This is a genomic window from Fluctibacter corallii (assembly GCF_025751585.1).
GTDB classification, from domain to species: domain Bacteria; phylum Pseudomonadota; class Gammaproteobacteria; order Enterobacterales; family Alteromonadaceae; genus Fluctibacter_A; species Fluctibacter_A corallii.
Genome location: NZ_JAOWKX010000016.1, coordinates 1 through 21784, shown reverse-complemented (window position 1 = coordinate 21784; position 21784 = coordinate 1). Strand labels below are relative to the sequence as shown.

General features: G+C 44.6%; 19 protein-coding genes, 4 tRNA genes and 1 rRNA gene. All 24 read left to right on the top strand.

Annotated elements, in window-relative coordinates; genetic code table 11:
- A 5S ribosomal RNA gene (rrf, locus tag OE749_RS18535) occupies positions 1-97 on the top strand; the annotation flags it as partial.
- 642 nt (positions 98-739) lie between these two features.
- Entirely contained in the window at positions 740-2221 is a 1482-nt protein-coding gene (locus OE749_RS18530; RefSeq protein ID WP_263713984.1) for a lipopolysaccharide biosynthesis protein, read from the top strand.
- Entirely contained in the window at positions 2218-3348 is a 1131-nt protein-coding gene (locus OE749_RS18525; RefSeq protein WP_263713983.1) for a glycosyltransferase family 4 protein, read from the top strand. The genes OE749_RS18530 and OE749_RS18525 overlap by 4 nt, the downstream gene beginning before the upstream one ends.
- Positions 3338-4723 carry a glycosyltransferase family protein gene (locus OE749_RS18520; protein WP_263713982.1) on the top strand — a complete coding sequence of 462 codons (1386 nt, stop codon included), beginning with the start codon at positions 3338-3340 and terminating at the stop codon, positions 4721-4723. The genes OE749_RS18525 and OE749_RS18520 overlap by 11 nt, the downstream gene beginning before the upstream one ends.
- A complete protein-coding gene (locus OE749_RS18515; protein ID WP_263713981.1) occupies positions 4720-5895 on the top strand; it encodes a glycosyltransferase family 4 protein in 1176 nt (391 codons plus the stop codon). The genes OE749_RS18520 and OE749_RS18515 overlap by 4 nt, the downstream gene beginning before the upstream one ends.
- Entirely contained in the window at positions 5895-6797 is a 903-nt protein-coding gene (locus tag OE749_RS18510; RefSeq protein WP_263713980.1) for a glycosyltransferase family 2 protein, read from the top strand. The genes OE749_RS18515 and OE749_RS18510 overlap by 1 nt, the downstream gene beginning before the upstream one ends.
- A gap of 9 nt (positions 6798-6806) precedes the next feature.
- A complete protein-coding gene (locus OE749_RS18505; protein WP_263713979.1) occupies positions 6807-7901 on the top strand; it encodes an EpsG family protein in 1095 nt (364 codons plus the stop codon).
- Positions 7898-8713, top strand: a complete 816-nt coding sequence (locus tag OE749_RS18500; RefSeq protein ID WP_263713978.1) for a glycosyltransferase family 2 protein — start codon at positions 7898-7900, stop codon at positions 8711-8713. The genes OE749_RS18505 and OE749_RS18500 overlap by 4 nt, the downstream gene beginning before the upstream one ends.
- Entirely contained in the window at positions 8710-9837 is a 1128-nt protein-coding gene (locus tag OE749_RS18495) for a glycosyltransferase family 4 protein (RefSeq protein WP_263713977.1), read from the top strand. The genes OE749_RS18500 and OE749_RS18495 overlap by 4 nt, the downstream gene beginning before the upstream one ends.
- Positions 9838-10431 (top strand): sugar transferase, encoded by a 594-nt coding sequence (locus tag OE749_RS18490; RefSeq protein ID WP_263713976.1) that lies wholly within the window; start codon positions 9838-9840, stop codon positions 10429-10431.
- Positions 10424-11056: an acetyltransferase gene (locus tag OE749_RS18485; RefSeq protein ID WP_263713975.1), complete on the top strand. Its 633-nt coding sequence runs from the start codon at positions 10424-10426 to the stop codon at positions 11054-11056. Before OE749_RS18490 ends, OE749_RS18485 begins: the two co-directional genes overlap by 8 nt.
- Positions 11057-11071: 15 nt before the next feature.
- Positions 11072-12247, top strand: coding sequence for a DegT/DnrJ/EryC1/StrS family aminotransferase (locus tag OE749_RS18480; protein ID WP_263713974.1), 1176 nt, complete (start codon positions 11072-11074; stop codon positions 12245-12247).
- Positions 12244-14145, top strand: a complete 1902-nt coding sequence (locus OE749_RS18475) for a polysaccharide biosynthesis protein (protein WP_263713973.1) — start codon at positions 12244-12246, stop codon at positions 14143-14145. The genes OE749_RS18480 and OE749_RS18475 overlap by 4 nt, the downstream gene beginning before the upstream one ends.
- Before the next feature lie 133 nt (positions 14146-14278).
- Positions 14279-15424, top strand: coding sequence for a hypothetical protein (locus OE749_RS18470; protein ID WP_263713972.1), 1146 nt, complete (start codon positions 14279-14281; stop codon positions 15422-15424).
- Complete coding sequence (locus tag OE749_RS18465; protein WP_263713971.1) at positions 15406-15948, top strand: polysaccharide biosynthesis/export family protein; 543 nt, start codon at positions 15406-15408, stop codon at positions 15946-15948. The genes OE749_RS18470 and OE749_RS18465 overlap by 19 nt, the downstream gene beginning before the upstream one ends.
- 2 nt (positions 15949-15950) lie before the next feature.
- Positions 15951-18050 carry a GumC family protein gene (locus OE749_RS18460; RefSeq protein ID WP_263713970.1) on the top strand — a complete coding sequence of 700 codons (2100 nt, stop codon included), beginning with the start codon at positions 15951-15953 and terminating at the stop codon, positions 18048-18050.
- A gap of 79 nt (positions 18051-18129) precedes the next feature.
- Positions 18130-19122: a UDP-N-acetylmuramate dehydrogenase gene (gene murB, locus OE749_RS18455; RefSeq protein WP_263713969.1), complete on the top strand. Its 993-nt coding sequence runs from the start codon at positions 18130-18132 to the stop codon at positions 19120-19122.
- On the top strand, positions 19119-20093 hold the full coding sequence (gene birA / locus OE749_RS18450; protein WP_263713968.1) for a bifunctional biotin--[acetyl-CoA-carboxylase] ligase/biotin operon repressor BirA: 975 nt from the start codon (positions 19119-19121) through the stop codon (positions 20091-20093). Before murB ends, birA begins: the two co-directional genes overlap by 4 nt.
- Positions 20062-20817 carry a type III pantothenate kinase gene (locus OE749_RS18445; protein WP_263713967.1) on the top strand — a complete coding sequence of 252 codons (756 nt, stop codon included), beginning with the start codon at positions 20062-20064 and terminating at the stop codon, positions 20815-20817. The genes birA and OE749_RS18445 overlap by 32 nt, the downstream gene beginning before the upstream one ends.
- Before the next feature lie 136 nt (positions 20818-20953).
- A tRNA-Thr gene (locus tag OE749_RS18440) sits at positions 20954-21029 on the top strand.
- A 9-nt stretch (positions 21030-21038) separates the two neighbouring features.
- Positions 21039-21123: transfer RNA gene (locus tag OE749_RS18435), tRNA-Tyr, on the top strand.
- 89 nt (positions 21124-21212) lie between these two features.
- Positions 21213-21287, top strand: a tRNA-Gly gene (locus OE749_RS18430).
- Between the two features lie 8 nt (positions 21288-21295).
- Positions 21296-21371 (top strand) — tRNA-Thr (locus OE749_RS18425).
- A gap of 61 nt (positions 21372-21432) precedes the next feature.
- A partial coding sequence (locus OE749_RS18420) for a GTP-binding protein (protein ID WP_263713688.1) occupies positions 21433-21784 on the top strand: 352 nt, incomplete at its 3' end.

Below are 21784 nucleotides of genomic sequence, written 5' to 3'. Positions count from 1 at the left end.
CGGTACCACCTGAATCCATTCCGAACTCAGAAGTGAAACGTACTAGCGGCGATGGTAGTGTGGGGATTCCCCATGTGAGAGTAGCACACTGCCAGGCTCCCATTACAAGAAGCCCTTCTCCTATGAGAAGGGCTTTTTACGTTTACCGATACCATCAAAATCCACCCCGCGCTACAAACTTACACTGGCCACCCGTTGCCATATTTATACAGCACCGTTCAAACTAGCATTAACTTCAGTTCAATTTCACTATCAAATCAACCACTTCTGCCGAGTGATGCTAACCCAAGGATTGCGATATCTAGTGATGCCTGAACATGTTACTCGAAATAATGCATACAAAAATCTCGAATCACTGAGTTAGGGGAGAGGTTTATTAAACCTAAATGAAGCGACACAATACGTTTGTCTTTTGATACCTAAATCAATATAAGTTGCGTTAAAGCATTATCTCCTTTAAAGTCGAGTGACTAAAGGTATTAATAATAACAATAAAAGCGATAGTTGCTTTGCTATTGGAAGGCGGTTTAATGGTCACTGTCCAATAAGTAGCAATAAAGCTGTATAAGTAAGAGTTGTATAGTGCGTTTATCTCAGCATGTTGATGCGAATTATTCTCAGGCATCTGTCTCTTTAATCAATCAAATCGTATTTTCTGCTTGCATACTTTCTTGCTTGGCTTCTTGTTATTGCAATAAAGCATCTCGTATTGACCATACCTTTCTAAGAAAAACTGCGTATGTCTGACTCTAATATTGCTGACTACACAAGCGGATCCTCTGAATCAAGCCCTTCTAGAACGATAAATGTGAACGCGTCGTGGTCTGTGATTAATAAAGTGGCAACCTATGCTATCTCTCTCTTATTTACCGCGATTTTGTCACGCATGATAGCGCCTAGCGAGTTTGGTATTTTCGCAATGGCAATGACCGTGTCAGCGTTCTTTCTGATTTTTTCAGATGGCGGAATGGTTTGGTCTCTTATTCAGAAAAAAGATATTAAAGCTGAAGAGGTGTCTAACCTACGTTGGCTAAATGGTGGGCTCGGGCTGCTTATGTGGGCAGGCGTTGCGCTTGTCGCGCCTTTAATGGCCAATCTGTATTCTCAACCTGACGTAGCAACATTGTTATTTGTACTGGGCATTAATTTTTTCTTAGTCGGTATTTCTACGCCTGCCACTATGTGGATGAAACGCAACATGGCGTTTAGAGACATCGCGATGATAGAAATAATGTCTAATGTGTGTGGGGGAGTAATTGCTGTATGGTCCGCCTGGCAAGGTGCTGGATTTTGGGCATTAGCCATACAAACGTTGATTAAATCCTTCGTTAATATGTCGTTAGTATGCCTGTATGCTAAGTGTCCGTTATTGAGATATGACTCTACGATTGATATGCGGAAAATGGCGCTTTTTGGCAGCGCGTTAGTGGGTTATGGCATCGTAAACTATATGGCCAGAAACTTTGACAACGTGCTATTGGGTGTGATGACAAGCACAGAAGAATTAGCGTTTTACAGTCGAGCCTATTTTCTGATGATGTTACCCAGTATGATCACGACCGGAGCGTTAACGGGTTTGATGGTAAGCCTTCTCTCGGGGCTTCAAGATAAAAGGAATGAATACCACAAGCAATATATTCAATGTCTTCGTTTTATTTTTATTGTTACTGCACCTATAGCGATATATTTCTGCCTTTTTCCTCTCGATCCTATTTTGCTGCTTTATGGTGAACAGTGGATAAGCGTAGCGCCTTTATTACAAATTCTCAGTATCGCTTGTTTAACCCAACCTCTTCATAACACGATGGGGTGGCTGTTTACATCCTGCGGTGCGGGAGGAAAAATGCTGCGCTGGGGTGTTTTTGCTTCAATCTGCTTAACCCTTTCATTTTTAATTGGGATACGCTGGGGTGTAGAAGGAATTGCAGTCTCGTATACGCTAGTTATGGGGCTAAGTTTAACTGTCGGGGCGCTCTGGGCCGCCCATAAAGCTGCGAATATTACAGTGATAACAACATTGAGGTCACTTTTAAAACCCCTAGTGGTAGTCGTCACGACAGTCACAGTGGTATACCTCATCGAACGACTTGCACCTCTCCAGTTGTCATCTTTATTTACCACAATTGTTTATCACGGCATGTTAATCGTAACGTGTTATTTTTCTTTGTTGTTAATTGCTTATCGCGGCGAAGTAAAACGGATTTTAAGGATTTCACCATGAAAATCGCTTTGATGTGCAATGAATATCCACCTCAAAAGTGTGGTGGTATTGGGATCTTTACCAAAGAATTGGCTGAAACGCTGGTAAATGCTGGTCATACTGTGCATGTGGTTGGAGCCTATAGTCAACAGCAGAATATACTCGTAGAAAGCTTGAATGGCGTTGTTGTGCATCGTCTTCCCGCTCGCCAAGGGTTGACGGGTATTTGGAAAAATAGCCGAGTGCTGTTTCAGTATATTAAGTCTATGGAGTCACAGCTGGATATGGTTGAGGTGCCAGATTTCGAAGGACTGTCGGCGTTTTGGGGGAAGTTAGCCATACCTTGCGTGATTCGTTTGCATGGAACGGCAGCGTATTTTGCTGACGAGATGGCAACGCGTTCGAGCCGACTTATCAGCTGGATGGAAAAACGTGCCCTCAAGCAAGCAGATGCCGTTATAGCAGTTAGCGATTATGTGGCCAAACGTACCGAGGCGATCTTTTCTTTAAATTTAGGTGCAAGAACGGTATATAACGGTGTCAAAATTGATAAAGCGTTATCGCCCAAATGCAATTTTGATTATGCTGGCAGCGTGATTTTTACTGGCTCTCTGATGCGTAAGAAAGGGGTGTTTTCACTTGCTGAATCTTGGAAATTGGTGAAACAAGCCTTCCCTGATGCTGCGTTATTACTTGTTGGAAAAGACACGCAAGAAAATGGTAAGAGTGTTAAACAACAAATTATTGACATTGTAGGGCCATCGGCCAATGTGCGATTTACTGGTCATGTGGACAAGTCGACATTACAACAGTATATGAAGAGTGCCGATGTGGCGGTATTTCCGTCTTTCTCTGAAAGTTTTGGTTTAGCGCCTTTTGAAGCCATGGCGTTGGGAGTGCCGACGGTGTATACCAAACTTTCCTGTGGGCCTGAATTGCTTGAGCATGAACACCATGCGTTACTTGTTAACCCACATCACCCTGAAGAGATCGCATCAACACTCATCTTGTTATTAAGATCACAAGCTCTGCGAGAAAAGTATTCAGCAGCGGGTTACCAGCGCGTTCAGGATTTCTCTGTCGAACACCTTTGTAACCATAACATTGCTGCTTATCAAGCAATTATGGAAGATCATCATGCAGCATAATACTAAAAAAATTCTGCTCATTACGCCGTACTTCGCACCGCAATCTCATGCCGCTATGTTTCGTGTGTATAAATTGGCTAAATACCTTCCTGAGCATGGCTATGAAGTACATGTGCTCACGGTAGACACAAATTATCTATACAACGAAGATCCTAGCCTTATGGCTGGATTACCTGAGAGTGTGAAGGTACACACTGCGCGTTATATAGAGCCATCATTGCGCGGGCTGCGAATGGCAATAGGAGGGCAAGATCGCACCTTCTATGCACTTAAACTAAAGCAAACGTCAAAGAATAACGCGGCTGTCTCCCAACAATTGATCCAAGATGGGAATGACAGCAATAAAAAACGAGAGAGCAATAAAGGAGGTAAGGTTGCTGCGTTTAAACGCTTTATGTCTGACCGCCCTGATAGATTATGGACGTGGTATCGCCCTGCATTAAAGCAAGCAAAACACCTTATTGAAACTCATCGTATCTCTCTTATTTATACCACGAGTGCACCTTACACAACCTTGAAAATGGGCAAAGCTTTGCAAGCGTCGTGCGGTGTAAAATGGGTCGCAGATTTTAGAGATCCACTTGGCTACGGGCCGCGCTTTTCGTCGCCTAGATTGAAAGCGCAACGAGAAGAGCAGCGTTTGGTCAAAGAGGCAATGCAATCGGCAGATCATATTGTGGGGCTTGCACAAAGCTACCATTATATTTTTAAAGATTTATATGCTGTCGATTCTCAAAAAATGCGTTTTATCCCAACGGGCGCAGACGACCAATATATGCAGTATCGAAATAACGATAATACGGTGCAGAAACCGCACGCATTATCGTTGATTTTCATAGGCGAGTTTTTAGATGAATATGATTCTGATTACATTTTTCAATTGATTTCTGCCTACGCAGCTGAAAGCGATGCGGGTGTGGTGCTTCGAATTATTGGACGAGAAGAAGTAAATCGTCCCCGTGTTGAACAGCTCTTGTCTTCGGTCGAACGCACTTCCTCAAAATTTACTATCGAGTTTATCGACCATCTCCCTCAACACGTGTTGTACCAATACATTGAGCAAGCCGATGCGGGCATATTGATTCCTGGCGAGAGCCTTTGGTTTACTAATTTCGCTAAATTAGTTGATTATCTCGCGTTCAAAAAGCCCGTACTGGCGGATGTGGCGAAAATTAGTGAGGCGCGTTCAGCGTTAGCCGAAGCGGGTTTAGGACTGTTTTTAACCGGTGATATGGATAAAGACAAATCACTGCTAACCTCTGTCACCACACGAGAATATGGAAAAGCCGTTAACCATGAATATTGCCGACAGTACCTTGCCTCTTCGCAGGTATCCGCTTTTGTAGACGTGTTTGATAGGGTAGTCGGATCATGAGTAGAGGGCGTATGAAAGGGATCACCGTACTAAGCTACGATTATCCGCCATTAGAAGGCGGTATTTCACGCTTGTGTGCTGAAATAGTAAAAGTATTTCACGCCGAGAATGCCGATATTAATGCGATTTCTATTCAGCGTGATGTAAAAGGTGCGGCATTTGCTGCGCCTGATGTTGATGAGGTGAGAGTGTCGAGCAAGCGCGGCATCGGAGATTTACACCTTTTATGGACGCTGTTCACTCAGTACCGTCAACGTATTGTTATTGCGGGTGTTTGGTACCCTGAAGGATTACTCGCGGCGTTAGCCGGATGTAAAAACCTAGTCGTACTCGTGCATGGAAATGAAGTCATGCAGGGCAAGCCTAGTTTAAAGAATCGACTGCTAAATCGTTTACGTGTTTTTACGTTGAAACGAGCAAAGCTGGTGATAAGCAATAGTGAATACACTGCCAATCTAGTGCGTTCACAAGTACCGGAGGCGCATGTCGCAGTGGCGAAGCTGGGTGTTGATCATATGCGTTTTCAGCCTGCTACGCCTGAACAAAAAGCACAAGCGAAGGCTAAGCTGGGGCTGAGAGAAGATCAAAAAGTGATTCTTACGACTTCGCGTGTTCAGTCTTACAAAGCCCACGACACCGTGTTACGGGGCTTAAGCAAAACCTTAAACACACTGTCTGCAAAAGAGCGTGATGGGTTGGTTTATCTTGTTGCTGGTCGGGGTGAACACCTCCCTTCGCTTCAGTCATTGGCGATCGAATTAGGTATTGAGAATAACGTCAAGTGGTTGGGGTTTGTCCAAGAGAGTCAGTTACCAGCTCTTTATCAAAGTGCAGACCTTTTTGTGCTCTGTACCCGCGAAGAAACAGATGCGAAAAAAGTAGAGGGTTTTGGCTTGGTCTTTCTAGAGGCACAAGCTTGTGGTGTGCCAGTCGTAGGAACGGCACAGGGTGGAATTCCTGATGCCTTGTGTACTCAGTCTGGTGGCTGGCTTATTCAACGTGATGATGATGATCATCTGAGCCAAATATTACTGGCATTGTGGCAATCACCGTCTGCGTTTATTGAGGCAGGGCACTCGGCACGATTGCGAGTAGAGCGAGAAGCTACTTGGCAGCACTATTCACAGCGGGTGAAAGCCTGTTTAGACAGCCAATTTGGAGAACAGGCTTAATGCTTCCTAGTATCAGTGTGGTGATTCCCACATTAAATCGAGACAAATACTTAATTCAGTCTATTCGTGACATGTTGCAGCAGCAATACGATGACTTCGAGATTATTGTCGTAGACCAATCGCCCGCGCCTACAGAAGATGTGCAGGCATTGATTGCGTCCAATCCAGATAAACTGCGTTATTTCAACGTTGATTTTAAGGGCTTACCGCAAGCGAGAAATTACGGCTGGCAAGCGTCTACTAAAGATGTAGTGCTATACATTGACGATGATATCCGTGCCAATGAACACCTTGTTGCCCAGCATGCTGAATGTTATCGCGATGCGTCAATAGGTATGGTGGCTGGCGGTATTGATGAAGCGCACCGAAGACTTGATGATGGTCCTCGCGTTGGCGTTTTTTCTCGATGGAGTTGTACGCCTTATCGTGGATTTGCCAATCATGCTGATCAATTTGTTGATCATGTTCCGGGAGGCAACTTTAGTGTTCGTCGAGATCTTATCAAAGCCGCAGGCGGTGTTGATGAACAATTGAATCTTGGTGCGGCGCTATATGAAGAAAGTGAACTGTCTTTACGCATTAAACAGCGTACAGGCACAAAAATATTCTTTAAAGCCCAAGCACGATTATTGCACCTTGCTGCTGAAGAAGGCGGCTGTCGCGTACTCAATGATGTACCCAAGTACATTTGGGGGTTGTCCCATAATCGCGCCATTGTGATGTATCGCTATTTGAACCCTTTGCAGCGGTTTGTGTCAGCATTTGCATTGATTAAATTGGTGTTGGCATACTCATGGTCTGATCGCTCTTTACGGCCTATTCGTGCCTTTGTGGCTGGTTTTTGGCGAGGAAGACTGGCTGGGAAACAGCAAGCCATGTGCTCAGTCTACTTTGAAAGGTAGTCATAGCGCGTGATTTTCCATTATCTGTATCTGACATTGTTCTGTGTTATTGCCGCCACGTTTTTTGATGAAAAAGTGGTGGCGCGCGGGCAACAGATACGATTTTGGCAAACACTGCTTTTTATCTTTTTAGTTCAGATCACCGTTTTGTATGTGTTTCGTGATATTCGTACCGATACATTTCGTTATGTCACTCGGTTACATACTTACGCAGAACAAGACCTTGTTTTTACCTTATTCAATGGCGGAAAAGAATTTGGTTTTACATTACTAACGTGGTGTTTTGCACATTTAGGATTAGGTGATCGTACCTATCTGTTCGTTGTTTTTTGGCTAGGGTTATTGCCTTTTGTACAAGCGCTAAAACGGCTTTACGGGCAAGGATGGGGATACATGTTGCTGGTTTATGCCATGTTTCCTTTTTTTATCAGTTACTTTGCTAGTGGATTGAGGCAAGCCGTATCGATGGCGATAGGCTACTGGGTTGTCGTAAACTACTTTGCCCATCGCCGCGTCATTTTTGCCACTGTCGGACTGCTGATCGCATCGCTTTTCCACGTTTCTTCGTTGGTGATTTTACCTATTCTGCTAGGTATGCATGCATTTGAAAAGACACTCAGTTTATCGAGAGTTCTAATGATATGGGTGGGAGTTGTATGTATTAGCATGCTCGGACTTAACGAGCAGCTCTTAGGGTTTATGTCGGGCTTTTTCGACGAGGGCAGTCGATACCAATACTACATTGATCAAGACAAAATCAGTCAGATACAGGCACAAATGAATTATCGAACGGGTTTTCGATGGGACTTCACACTTTTTTCAATTATTCCTGTTTTGTACGTCCTTTACTTTGAAAGACGAGCGGGCATCGATTTATGGTTATTAAAATTTTACTTGTTATTGAACTGTGCCTTTCAGTTAATGAGCTTCACACCATCGAATGACCGATTTGCCGCATTATCATGGTTTTATATTCCTACTTTGCTTGTGCATTCTCAGTTTTATTCTCGCATGTGGGCGTCGTCTAAAGCCGCGTATTATGTTCTGCTTGCGTCTGGGTTGGGGTTACTTGTTTTATTTAACAACAGGTACTTTGCAGCATGAGTACTGAGATTTCTATTATTGTGCCTTTTTATAATGCGATGACGTATTTTAATCGCTTATGTGTGTCATTGCGTGATTATGCTAATGATCAACGTATTGAGATATTGATTGTCAATGATGCCTCTCACATCGAAGAAAAAGAGGCTCTAATTGAGGCTGTCAGCGGGTTGAAATGGTCAAATATTCGGGTCATTCATGCCCACGAAAATGGCGGAGCTGCTAAAGCGCGCAAGATAGGGATTGAGCACGCGGTAGGAGAATATATTGCATTTCTCGATAGCGATGATGGCTGGGTAAAGAATAAGCTTTTTGCTCAAAAAAGACTGATGGAAGAGCGCGGTGTTGCTATTAGTGGGAATCCGTGTAAGCAAATAGATGAAGCGCAATTTGTCGAAGTAAGGCAAGCCATGCCAACCTATACAGCGCGTCCGTATTCTCGTTTGCATGCGCTTTTTAGTAACCGCTTTAGCACACCTTCAGTCATGGTGAAGCGAACTGTCGCGCTGAAATACCCGTTTGATGAACGTCTGCGTTATTCTGAAGATGCTGATTGTTGGCGTCGTATCTTGTTAAATCATCGCGGCGTAATTTTATCTGAAGACAACGCATTTATGTTTAAGCATGCGTATGCCAGTGGCGCTGGTTCATTGAGTGCAAATACGACAAAAATGAGCCTGTCTCAGTTTATGTCTTTGTATCGATTGGCTGTTAGCGACCATGTCACAATGGGATATCGACTGTTATTGCCTATTGCAATGGTGTGGTCTGGCGTGAAGGCCCTGCGCCGAGAGTGGATAAGAAAAACAACATGAAAAAAAGACTGTTAATGATTGCTAGCTATGCGGAGTCTTTAGTGACATTTAGACTCGACTTGATGCGTGATGCGATAGACAAGGGTTACGAAGTGCATGCCGCCGCACCTGAAATATCAGCTGAGATCAGCCATAAACTTGCTTCCCACGGTATTCACGTGCATAACATTCGGATGCGCCGAACGGGGCTGAATCCGATCGCTGATTTAGCTACGTTACTGGCGCTGGTAGCACTGATTAAGAAAGTGAAACCAACGCATACATTGGCTTATACCATCAAGCCTGTGGTTTACGGCTGTTTGGCGGCCATGATATGTCGGGTTCCCCATATTAATGCGTTGATCACAGGATTGGGGTATACCTTTATGGAGACTCAACGTTTACCCCAAAAAGCGATAAGCCTCATCGCCAAGTCTCTGTATTGGATAGCGCTACGCCCATGTGAGAATGTATTTTTTCAGAATCCAGATGATAAGCACCTGTTTGAATCGATGGGTTTAGTAAGCACAGCCAAATCTACATTGGTGAAAGGCTCAGGCATTAATATCGAACAATTTACGCCGCATCATTTTCCTGAGTTGACTCATATTCACTTTCTTATGATCGCTCGCCTGATAAAAGACAAAGGCGTGATAGAGTATGCACACGCTGCCGAAAAAGTCAGGCAAGATTTTCCCAATGCAACGTTTCATTTAGTGGGCTGGTTTGACGATAACCCGACTGCCATTTCGAATGAGCAGGTAGTAAAGTGGGAGCAAAATGGAACATTAATATTTCACGGAAAGCTAGACGATGTGAGGCCGATAATACAGCGTTGCCATGTATATGTTTTACCGTCGTACCGAGAAGGCACACCGAGAACGGTGCTAGAGGCCATGGCGATGGGACGGCCAATTATTACGTCCGACGCGCCTGGGTGTCGAGAAACCGTTGAGACTGATTACAACGGTTTATTGGTTCAGGTTAAAAACAGTGATGCGTTGGCACACGCCATGAAAACATTCTGTGAGCACCCCGATAAAATCGCGCAATTCGGTGGCGCGTCTCGTGAGCGCGCGGAAAGGTTGTACGATGTGCGGAAAGTCAATGCGTCAATGTTGTACGCGATGGAAGGAGAGGGTTAAATGTTAAAGCGAGTATTTGATGTGTTGGTGGCGTTGGCCGCCTTGTGCCTGTTGTCTCCTTTTATATTAATCGTGTGGGTGCTTGTGGCGACAAATTTAGGTACACCGGTGCTGTTCACGCAAATACGCCCAGGCCTCAATGGTAAACCGTTTAAAATGATTAAGTTTCGGAGTATGACCGACGCGAAAGGCGAAACGGGCCAACTGCTCCCTGATGACGTTAGGTTAACGCGATTTGGTCGTTGGCTTAGAGCAAGCAGCTTAGATGAGCTACCAGAGTTAATCAATGTGTTAAAAGGCGATATGAGCCTGGTTGGCCCCAGACCATTATTGATGGAATATTTGAGCTTGTATAACAATGAGCAGGCAAAGCGACACAATGTGAAGCCGGGAGTGACGGGTTGGGCGCAAATTAATGGGCGAAATGCTATATCTTGGGCTGAAAAATTTAAACTAGACGTATGGTATGTAGAGAATCATTCCTTTTGGCTTGATATAAAAATTTTGTTTCTCACGGTTAAAAAAGTCGTTGTGCGAGAGAATATTTCCCAGACGAATCATGCCACAATGGAGAAGTTCACAGGACATGAATAAACAGAATCGGCGGCTCGTGATCGTAGGCGCGGGCGGTCATGGCAAAGTTGTGGCAGATTGCGCAGAGCGTATGGGGCGATGGTCAGAGATCGTTTTCGCAGACTCCAATTTCCCCACAAAACAGCACTGCTTGGGTTTTTCAGTGGTATGTCATCCAGATAATATTGAGTCTGTGATAACTGAATCGACAGATGCGTTTGTTGCTGTCGGAGACAATCATGCGCGTAAACGTATTGCACAGTCTTTACCTATTCCTCATGAACGACTAGTTTCGCTTGTGCATCCAAACGCGGTCGTCAGTCGTTATGTAAAAATTGGACAAGGCGTGTTGATACTGGCTGGCGCGGTGATTAACGCCGATACGGCAATTGAAGATGGGAGCATCGTGAATACGTGCGCATCGGTGGATCATGATTGCGTAGTTGGCGCTTACTCACATCTTGCGCCCGGTGTTCACTTGGCTGGTGCCGTTGATGTTGGGCAAGAATGCTTCTTAGGTGTAGGGGTGAGTGTGATCCCTAAGGTAACAATAGGAACAAATACTATTGTGGGAGCCGGTGCAACCGTTATTCAAAACCTGCCCGCGAATATCACGGCAATAGGCACTCCCGCAAAACAAAAATAATAAGGATTAGGTTGTATGCTAAATGGTCCATTTTCCCCTTGGCCTTGTTACTCAGATGAAGAAAAGCAAAAGGTCACTGAGGTCATTACCTCAAACAAAGTAAATTATTGGACTGGCCAGGAAGGGCGTGAATTTGAAAAAGAGTTTGCGCACTTTTCAGATAGTGAGTTTGCGATAGCCGTGGCCAACGGCACGCTCGCTCTAGACTTGGCCTTTAGAGGGTTAGCATTGCCAGCAGGCAGTGAAGTGATTGTGACATCACGGACGTTCTTGGCATCGGTATCGTCAATCGTGTTGGCTGGGTTGACGCCTGTGTTTGCCGATGTCGATGCTGACTCGCAGAATATTACACTTGACACCATTAAAGCCGTTGTGACTGAAAAAACCCGAGCAATTGTGTGCGTGCATTTGGCGGGATGGCCGTGTGATATGCCGTCGATTATGGCATTTGCGGAATCTAACAATATCAAGGTGATTGAAGACTGCGCACAGGCGCATGGTGCTAAGATAAACGGACAATCGGTAGGCAGCTTTGGGCACGTGTCAGCATGGTCATTCTGTCAAGATAAAATCATGACGACGCTGGGTGAAGGCGGCATGGTCACCACAAATTCAAACGCGCTGTGGAGTAAAATGTGGTCGTTTAAAGATCACGGTAAATCTTGGAGTGCCGTATACGAGCAGTCTCATCCACCAGGGTTTCGTTGGTTGCATGAAAGCTTTGGTACCAATTGGCGACTCACAGAGGTGCAGTCAGCAGTGGGCCGGATTCAGTTGTCACGTATGCCGCAATGGCTAGAAACGCGAACCCGGTATGCCACACAAATTTGGGCAACCGCGCAACACTGTGATGGACTTCGCGTGCCCCAGTTGCCAGCTGCGATTCAGCATGCACACTATAAGTGCTATGTATTTGTTGAGCCTGCCAAACTGGCTGAAGGTTGGACGCGTGATCGTATTATGAATACTATGGTGGAGCGAGGTGTTCCTTGTTTTTCAGGCTCTTGCTCTGAAGTATACAAAGAGAAGGCGTTTGACGACACTGGCTTGCGTCCGGAGCATGCACTCCCTGTAGCATCTGAATTGGGCGAAACGGCGCTTATGTTTCTTGTTCATCCTACCCTGACACAGGCCGAAATAGACTTAACGTGTAATGTATTAACAGACGTGATGGCTGAAGCGACGCAATGATTGAATGGATTCTGAGTCTACGCTCAAAAACAAAATTACTAATGATGGCCACATGGGATGTGTCGGCCCTCATTCTTGCTCTGCTTTTTGCCTATTGGGTTCGCCTTGGGGTATCAGATTGGCATTTTACTGCGCTTGATTGGGCAACCCTGTTTGCTAATGTGATTTTTTGTATCAGCGTGCTCGTATTGTTGGGACATTACCATCAGGTGATTCGCTACATTAATATCAAAGCCATATTTATCATTGTGATGGCTTTGACTGCTTCTGTCGGATATTTACTGAGTGCTAAGTTTTTACTGGGCATGTTTATGCCTCTATCTGTGCCCATTCTTTATTTTGCTATTTCTGTTTTTGCTTTAGCGGTGCCACGATTACTGATTCAGGCATCGTTTCAAATGCAGAGTTACCGACTTGGCGATAAATGTCTGATTTATGGCGCATCTGACACGGGGCGATTGCTTGCAAGTAGTTTACTTACTGGAACAGAATTGGTTCCCGTTGCCTTTGTTGATGATAAAAAAATATATCAAGGTAAGCAGATTTTGGGGTTGCCAGTTATTCAGCGAGACAGTATTCCTGAATTTGCTAAAAAGTTTGCGGTTAAAAAAATGCTATTAGCGGTGAACAACTCCTCTTCTCAGCGTCGGCAAGAACTGATAAAAGAGCTAGAACCTTATGCAATCGAACTACTGTCGGTTCCCAACTTGTCTGACATTCTTTCGGGCAAGCGGAGAATAGATGAATTAACAGAAATCAACATCGAAGAATTGCTAGGGCGTGATCCTGTCCCTCCTTTGCAAGCGCTACTTAGCGTGAATATCACAGGGAAAACGGTGATGGTGACTGGTGCGGGAGGCTCAATTGGTAGTGAGCTATGCCGTCAAATTATCAAGCAAGCGCCCGATACACTTATTCTGTACGAGTTATCAGAATTTAACCTGTATCAAATCGAAACTGAGTTGGCTCGGGTGAAAGCTCGGGAGAATGATAAGTGCTGCTCCCCAACCAAAATTGTGCCTGTGCTTGCATCAATACAAGATTCTGACGTGCTGAGGCATATATTTACAACCTATAAGATACACACCATATACCATGCAGCGGCATACAAGCATGTGCCCATGATTGAAAACAATGTTTCAGCTGGAGTGAAGAACAATATTTTTGGTACGGCAAATGTAGCTCTGACTGCCATGGAGTTTGAGGTGGAAAAGTTTGTGCTTGTGTCTACCGATAAAGCGGTGCGTCCAACCAATATTATGGGGGCGACTAAACGTTTTGCAGAGTTGTTTATTCAGGGGATCGCCGATTTAGGTGCCAAGACGGAATTTGCCATAGTGCGATTTGGAAATGTGCTTGGCTCATCTGGCTCTGTTGTGCCGTTATTCACTCGACAAATAAAGGCGGGGGGACCTATTACCGTTACGCATCCTGATATCACCCGCTTTTTTATGACAATTCCTGAGGCCGCTGCGTTGGTCATACAAGCCGGAGCAATGGGAAAAACTGGGGAAGTGTATGTGTTAGATATGGGAGAGTCGGTTAAGATTGTTGATTTAGCAACGAAAATGGCGCACTTAATGGGGCATGAAGTAAATAGTCCGCATTCGCCAAACAACATTAATATTCATTTTACCGGTTTACGCCCAGGAGAAAAATTATATGAAGAGCTGTTGATCAGTGATGCAAAAGCATACACTGAACATCCTCGTATCATGGGGGCTGAGGAAATTAAATTAGATTTTGAAGACGTTGTTATGTTGATTGATAAACTCAATGTGGCACTGAATAACAAAAATGAAAATGCGGTGAAGCAAATACTGATTGACGCGCCTTTAGCGTATAGCGCGCCGAATGATGCACTGTATGCTTTGAGCGATACGCCAAAGGCCAGTTAGTTACCGTAATAAATGATTGAGTTTTAAACAAAATTGCCGATAACGTGGTAATGAAGTAGTCAGTAGTACATTTATGGAAAGAATAACCCTCGCAACGATGTGTAGACTGGGCCTGTTTTGTATGGTGGCTGTTATGTCTAGCTTAGCGACCGCCTCTTTGCCTGATAAGCTTGAATATTCACCTTTGCAAGCTGAGTTGGGTGGCATTTACAGTGATAACCTTAATCCAACGTTGAAGAATGATGTATCTGGCTATGGGGCGTCGTTAGCCGTAAATGGCATGCTGCATCACCGTTTTGAAGGTGCTGAGATAGCGCTGGATTACGATGCCAGTTCGGAATACCTTAAAGGATCTTCGTCAGAGGCAGAGTTTGACGATAGTTTCCTTGATTATTCACTGGGTATTTACTCACACCTCTACCTTCAACCTGCGTGGCAGTTACATCTGGGCATTGCGACGCGCCAGGACGAGCAACGTTTTGGCGAGGGGATTTCGCGGTTTCAGAAAAATCAAATGTCCCCCTTTACGTTGATTCAGCAAGACATATCGAGTCAGCTGATATATGGCGTGTCGCCTGATTATCGTTCTATATCGGTGTCTTTGGGTTACAAAACTGATCGATACCGAGAAAACGCCATTTATCCGCAGCAATTTGAAAGTGACGAGAGCTCGGCGGCAGCCACTTTGCGTTTTGCTATATCTGATGCCACACAATTGCTTGCAGAAGTAGAAGCCCAATCATTCGATTATGCAGCCATATCGCGTGAGGATTTTAATGTCTATAGCGCGTTGGGCGGTGTGTATTGGCAATTGTCGGGAAAATCTGCACTAAGTCTTATGCTGGGCGGTTATCAAAATCATGCTGATAATGGTGGTGATACGTCTGGTCTTCGCTGGAAGGTGGGGTTTGAGTATTCTCCTTATGAAGACAGTGAACTTATTTTTCATTCGGGCAGAGTAAATAAAACATCAGAAGACTTATTCGCTAGTCGCAGCATTGAAGATAGCTACTCCATTGCATGGACGCGAGCGTTTAACAGTCGTTGGCAATTGGCGACCAATGGAACCTATAAACGCGTTAAGTTTCAGTCTGATAATATAACCAATGCCCCTTCGTCTGAGGTGAAAGAATGGGCGCTTAATGTACTTATTGGCTTTCAGCTTTCAAGCTTTCAATCTTTGGCACTTGAGATGATGCATAAAGACGTTAAAGGCGATGGGACGGTCGTGGAATACGATCAGAATGAAGTGAATATACTATGGAAGTACCAGTTATGAAGTCGTTGTTGCTGGTTAATCTGATGGTGTTTTGTAGTTTGTTACTGAATAAAAGCTACGCAGTAACGCTGTCACAAATTGAAATTGGCACAGGGGATGTCATTTCCGTCGAGGTATATAACGAACCCGATTTGACAGTAAAAACCAAAGTAGATGGCGCGGGCTTAGTGAAGTTTCCACTGATCGGAGACATTAAGGTCACTGGAAAAAACGTTCACGTGCTGGCAGCAGAGATCGAAACAGCATATAAAGACGGCTATTTGGTTTCACCAAATGTGGCCGTTAAAATTCTTTCGTTCAGGCCATTTTATATTCGTGGTGCCGTCAATTCATCTGGGGCATATCCGTTTGAATTTGATCTTACCGTAGAGAAAGCCATTGCGGTGGCGAGAGGCCTGAAAGACCGCGCATCACAAAAAGAATGGTATATTCTGCGTGGTGAAAATAAATCACGAATTCTGGCGACAAAAGACACACAAGTGTTGCCAGGTGACATTATTGAGATCAAAGAAAGTTTATTCTAGTCATGCAGTCAGATAACCTCCAACATCAACAAGCGCCGATGTTAGATATTGGTGACTTAATTGCCATTGCATGGGCGAAAAAGTTTCGTATCTTGTTGACTGCGGCGCTGATAATCGTGGCGGGTGGCTATTATATTAAATCGTTACCAAAAATTTATACGGCCTATGCGACACTGTCAGTTGGCGGTTCTGAACAAAGTAATTCTTTGCCATTTAACCTTGCTTCTCTTGCTGCGTCGGGTGACGCCAAAATGGGTACTCATATTGAGTTTTTGAAATCTCGCCAATTTGCTGAAAAGTTGATTGTTGATAACCTTCTGCTAAAAGCGTTCAAACAATATGAAAGTCGAGAGGAAACCCTCTATCACGCTATAGACACCTTCAGACGCGGTCTGGGATTGGCCAAGTTGGGCGATACAAATATGCTTCAAGTGAGTTATATGTCCCCTGATCCTGAATTGGCTGCAAGAATTGCCAATGCAGTCGGGCCTACTTTTTTCATCATACAGAAAACCCGAAAACGGGAAAAAGCCAACAACGCCACGAATTGGTTAAATGGTCAATTAGATTCAGTGCAAACCAAGCTCAGCGAGGCAGAGGAGTCGCTGCAATCGTACTTGCGTACGCATACGTTAATCGATGTAGGTAGCCAGATAGAACTGGCGCGAACAGAAATTTCTACATTGTTGAGTGAAAAGCTGCATAACGATAAGGCATTAGCTGGGGTGTCTGCGACGGTGGACACAGTACAAAAATACAAAGGTAACACGTCTAAATTACTTAGCATTCCTTGGTTGATGAAACAAAACATTATTCAAGATATGCGTGTGCGAATTAATGTCGCAGAGCAGCATTTAAATGAAGTGTCTAAGCGTTACAAGCATAAGCACCCTAAGCATATCGCGGCAACATCAGCCTACACCTCTTTAGTGCAGGAACAGGAAGAGCTGGTGGTTAAGTTACTGGAGGGATTGCGGCAGGAATTTGAAACACTGCGATCCCGCAGCCAAGAACTTCAGGCACAAATTGATGCGGCGAAGGCTCGACACAGTGAATTGGGAAATCACGAAATTAACCTTGCTAGGCTGCGCAGACAAGCCGAATCTATGCAGAGATTATATGATTCGTTTTTGTCACACCTAAACGATACCCAATTGATGAGAGACTTTGGTGATAATGACGACTACGTCATTATTGATTACGCCAGCGTTCCCAAACGTCCGTCTCACCCTAAAGTGGTCGCACTGTTTGCTGCACTGGTGCTAGCAAGCCTTTTGTTTAGTATTGCGGGTTGGGTCTTCTTGCATTTGGTGAGTGATAAATACAATCGCTACAGAAAGCTTTTTGATAAGTTAAATGTTCCAATTTTGGTGGATGTGCCTAAATTAAGTTCAAATTGGGGGAAGAAGTCGGTCGAAGATCGAATCATGCGGGAACGCCAAAGCTTTGTGTTCTCAGAAGCAATACGAACACTACGTACGTCAGTGATGGTAAGATCGGAAAATGAAGAAAACAGAATCATTGCGGTAACCGCGCTCAGTAAGGGCGACTCAGACGCCTACCTTTCTGCACATCTTGCTGAATCGTTTGCACGTATAGAAAGCACCTTGCTTATGGATGCAAATCTGCGTGAGCCTGCCATCGCCAATTTATATGGCATGCCAATTGATACGGCGGGTATCATTAATTTATTGACTAAAAGCGCAAAAGCAAGCGAATGTATGCGCCGCATACCAACGATGAAATTAGCCGTTATGCCCTCTGGGCCGCTGCCGTCAGATCCGACCGTGTATTTGTCTAAACCCCGCTTTAAAGGATTGTTGCAGCGATTAGGCGTGTTGTTTGAGCGGCTAGTGATTGAATTGCCACCGTTGAGTACAGTGAGTGATGCATTGGTGGTATCAAGGTATGTTGATGGTGTGATTATTGTGTGCGATGTTGAAAAGAGTGATACCAAAGATGTGATCAACGGCATACAGCGATTAAAAGACATTAATGCACCCATATTGGGTGTCGTCATTCACCGAGCTAAGAAAACAAAAGAGGAATTTGTTGACGAAAGCCTTACCAGAAGGCTTCTCAATCGTGTTTTAAAAATCTAAAATAGCGGGTATTGTTTATCTCGCGTCGTGCTTTGTGTTTACAGAACTGGTACGTGACTGTCTAATTAGGTTAGATGTATTGCCCTCATTAACTCCTTTTCATACCTTTGGCTTATCTGCTGAGTGCCCTCAAATCATAACGGTCACGTCTATTCATCAACTGAAAACAGTACTTGCAAAACACGCTGATAATGCAATTCTGTTGGGCGAAGGCAGTAATTGTATTTTCATCGAAGATATCAATGTGCCAGTCATTGTCATACAAACGAAAGGAATAGAGCACGAAAGAGTGAGTGATGGCATTATCGTACGAGCGCAAGCAGGCGAGAACTGGCATCAGTTTGTAACCCATTGTCTTCACCATGGCTGGCATGGGCTTGAAAATTTAGCACTGATTCCGGGAACAGTGGGGGCTGCGCCAATACAAAATATTGGTGCATACGGCGTAGAAGTCGCACAATTTATTCACCAAGTACATGTATTAGATAGATTTACGCTTGAGGCTTTTGTGCTTGAAGCAAAAGCATGTGAGTTTGGGTATCGCGAGAGTGTTTTTAAACAGGTGCACGGACGACATCTTGTGGTGACACAAGTTGACTTTCATTTGCCAAGCGAGTGGGCTCCTAACGCACAATATGCAGAATTGCGAGCATTATCATCGCCTTCTGCAGACGCTATTTATCATGAAGTCATCAAGATTCGGACACGTAAATTACCTGATCCGAATGTTGACGGTAATGCAGGTAGCTTTTTTAAAAACCCCGTTATCAGTGAAGCACTGTTTACGCGTTTACAACAGGAGTATGGTCTGATTGCTGGATTCAAACAGCAAGATGGCATTAAAATTCCCGCAGCTTGGCTAATTGACAAGTTAGGCTTCAAAGGAAAAGCCACTGGTGGCATTCGGTGTCACCCAAACCAACCTCTTGTTTTGTCGAACTTTCAACATGGAACCGGTAGCGAGCTACTTATGTTGGCAAGAGAAATTAAGCAGGCGGTTGAAAAGGAATTTTCCATCGTATTGGAAAACGAAGTCAGACTTATTGGAAAAGAGGGATTGATTGCACTATGACAAGGCAATCTGAACACGCTAGAAATTTTATTCTGCAAACATTGTCGGATGGCAATTTTCATTCAGGTGAAGCATTAGGTGCTTCACTTAATATTAGTAGAGCGGCTGTTTCTAAGCACATCAAGGTGCTTGCATCGCTGGGTTTGGACATTTTTAGTGTGACCGGGCGAGGTTATAAGCTCGCCTCTTCTTTAGATTTATTAAATGCATCTCGAATTTCTGATATTAGTACAACAGTTAATCACGACAAACTGACTGTACTGAATGTTACCGACTCGACAAATGTGTATGTAAAGAAGAACCTTAACCAGATGACAAGCGGTGATGTCTGCTTGGCAGAAGCGCAGACAGCGGGGCGCGGACGACATGGTCGAACATGGGTATCGCCTTATGGGGCGGCGTTATATTTATCAATGTATTGGCGCTTTGATGGGGGACATCAGGCATTAAGCGGACTTAGCCTAGCCATCGGTGTTGCGATTGCGCGCACATTAAAGGCATTGGACATTAATGATGTTAATCTGAAATGGCCAAATGATGTATATGTGTCTGGGCGAAAAATCGCTGGCGTTCTCATTGAAGTGGAAGGGCAGATGGGTTCTGCGTGTGATGCTGTAATTGGTATTGGGTTGAACATGTCACTTCCAAGCAATATTACTGGCATAGATCAGCCGTTTACTGATCTGCAAAATGCGTTAGAAAACGTACCGTCAAGAAATCACGTCGCAGCGTTATTGATTGATAATCTGAATACTGTATTGGATATGTTCTCTCAGCATGGACTTGCTGGCTTTGTAGGCGAGTGGCAAATGCTGGATATCTTCTCGGGTGAACAAGTGAAGCTACTAATTGGCGAAAAAGAAGTACACGGCATGTGTGCGGGTATTAACGACAGTGGCGCGTTGTTACTAGATTTGGGTGGAAAACTCGAAGCCTTCTATGGTGGCGAAATCAGTGTCAGGGCCGTCTAAGTACCTTCTTATCGACGTAGGAAACACGCGTATTAAATACGCGTGGTTTCATTCTGCGGGGCAACAACAATATGCATTGCACTATTGCGATCATGCTAAGGGTTTAGACGCTGACATCAAACAAGCCACGTTTGTGTTTATCGCCAGTGTTGCTAGGCCTGACGTAGCCGCAGAGTTGTCTCACTTGGCTAAAACAAACAACATTCCGTTTAAAATTATTCAAACAGAAGCTCAATCTTTCGGTATCCAATGTGCTTATACGCATTTTAATCATTTGGGTGTAGATCGTTGGTTAGCGGTATTAGCCGCTCGGTGTATAACCTCGAAACCTTGCGCCGTATTAGATTTAGGCACCGCGGCAACTTGTGATTTTGTAGTGGGTTCTGAGCATGTCGGCGGCTGGATTGCGCCAGGTTTTAATCTGATGCGCCGTTCATTGTTTAAGGATACGGCAAACGTGTTTGGTAATGATGAAGCGGTCTCAGAGTTAAGAATAGGGAACGCCACGCCTGATTGCGTTAATTATGGTGGATTCGCCATGTTGTCGGGATTTGTTCATCAAGCTGAAGCAGTAATGCGAAACCGCTATGATGATTATTGCCTAATCGTTGCTGGCGGAAACGCTGAAATGATGAAAAAAGAAGCAAACGATACATGGTTAGTAAGAAATGATGTCGTTTTGTTAGGGATGAGTCATTGGATTTCACTGCATGAAAATGCTTAATTGTGCCTACAAATACTTAAATTTTGAGCATTGTGGCGCATAAGTGAGCAAACGAACTAAAAAAATCAATTTTTTTTATTTCAACACTTGCACACCTCAAATCATTACTCTAGAATTCGCACCCACTTGATGCAGTGCCGACTTAGCTCAGTTGGTAGAGCAACTGACTTGTAATCAGTAGGTCGCCAGTTCGACTCCGGCAGTCGGCACCATCAATTCCTGGAGGGGTTCCCGAGTGGCCAAAGGGATCAGACTGTAAATCTGACGGCTCAGCCTTCGCTGGTTCGAATCCAGCTCCCTCCACCATATTTTATGCATATGTTAGATAGCGACATGTGCAGGAGTGAAAAGCTACTCCACCACTTTCACAATGAGGTGGCCAGAGAATAGGTTTTGCGGGCATCGTATAATGGCTATTACCTCAGCCTTCCAAGCTGATGATGCGGGTTCGATTCCCGCTGCCCGCTCCAAATCCAGTGCTGATATAGCTCAGTTGGTAGAGCGCACCCTTGGTAAGGGTGAGGTCGGCAGTTCAAATCTGCCTATCAGCACCACTTTCTCCCCAGCTCATTTTATTCAAGCTTCTTAATAACAACTTTGCTGGGAATTAGAGAAATGGCAAAAGAAAAGTTCGAACGTACGAAACCGCACGTTAACGTTGGTACAATCGGCCACGTTGACCACGGTAAAACTACTCTTACAGCAGCGATCACTACTGTACTGGCAAAGACCTACGGTGGTTCAGCTCAAGCATTCGATCAAATCGATAACGCACCAGAAGAGCGTGAGCGTGGTATCACAATCGCGACTTCTCACGTAGAGTACGACACGCCTACACGTCACTACGCACACGTAGACTGCCCAGGACACGCTGACTATGTTAAAAACATGATCACGGGTGCTGCACAGATGGACGGCGCAATCCTAGTAGTAGCTGCAACTGATGGCCCTATGCCTCAGACACGTG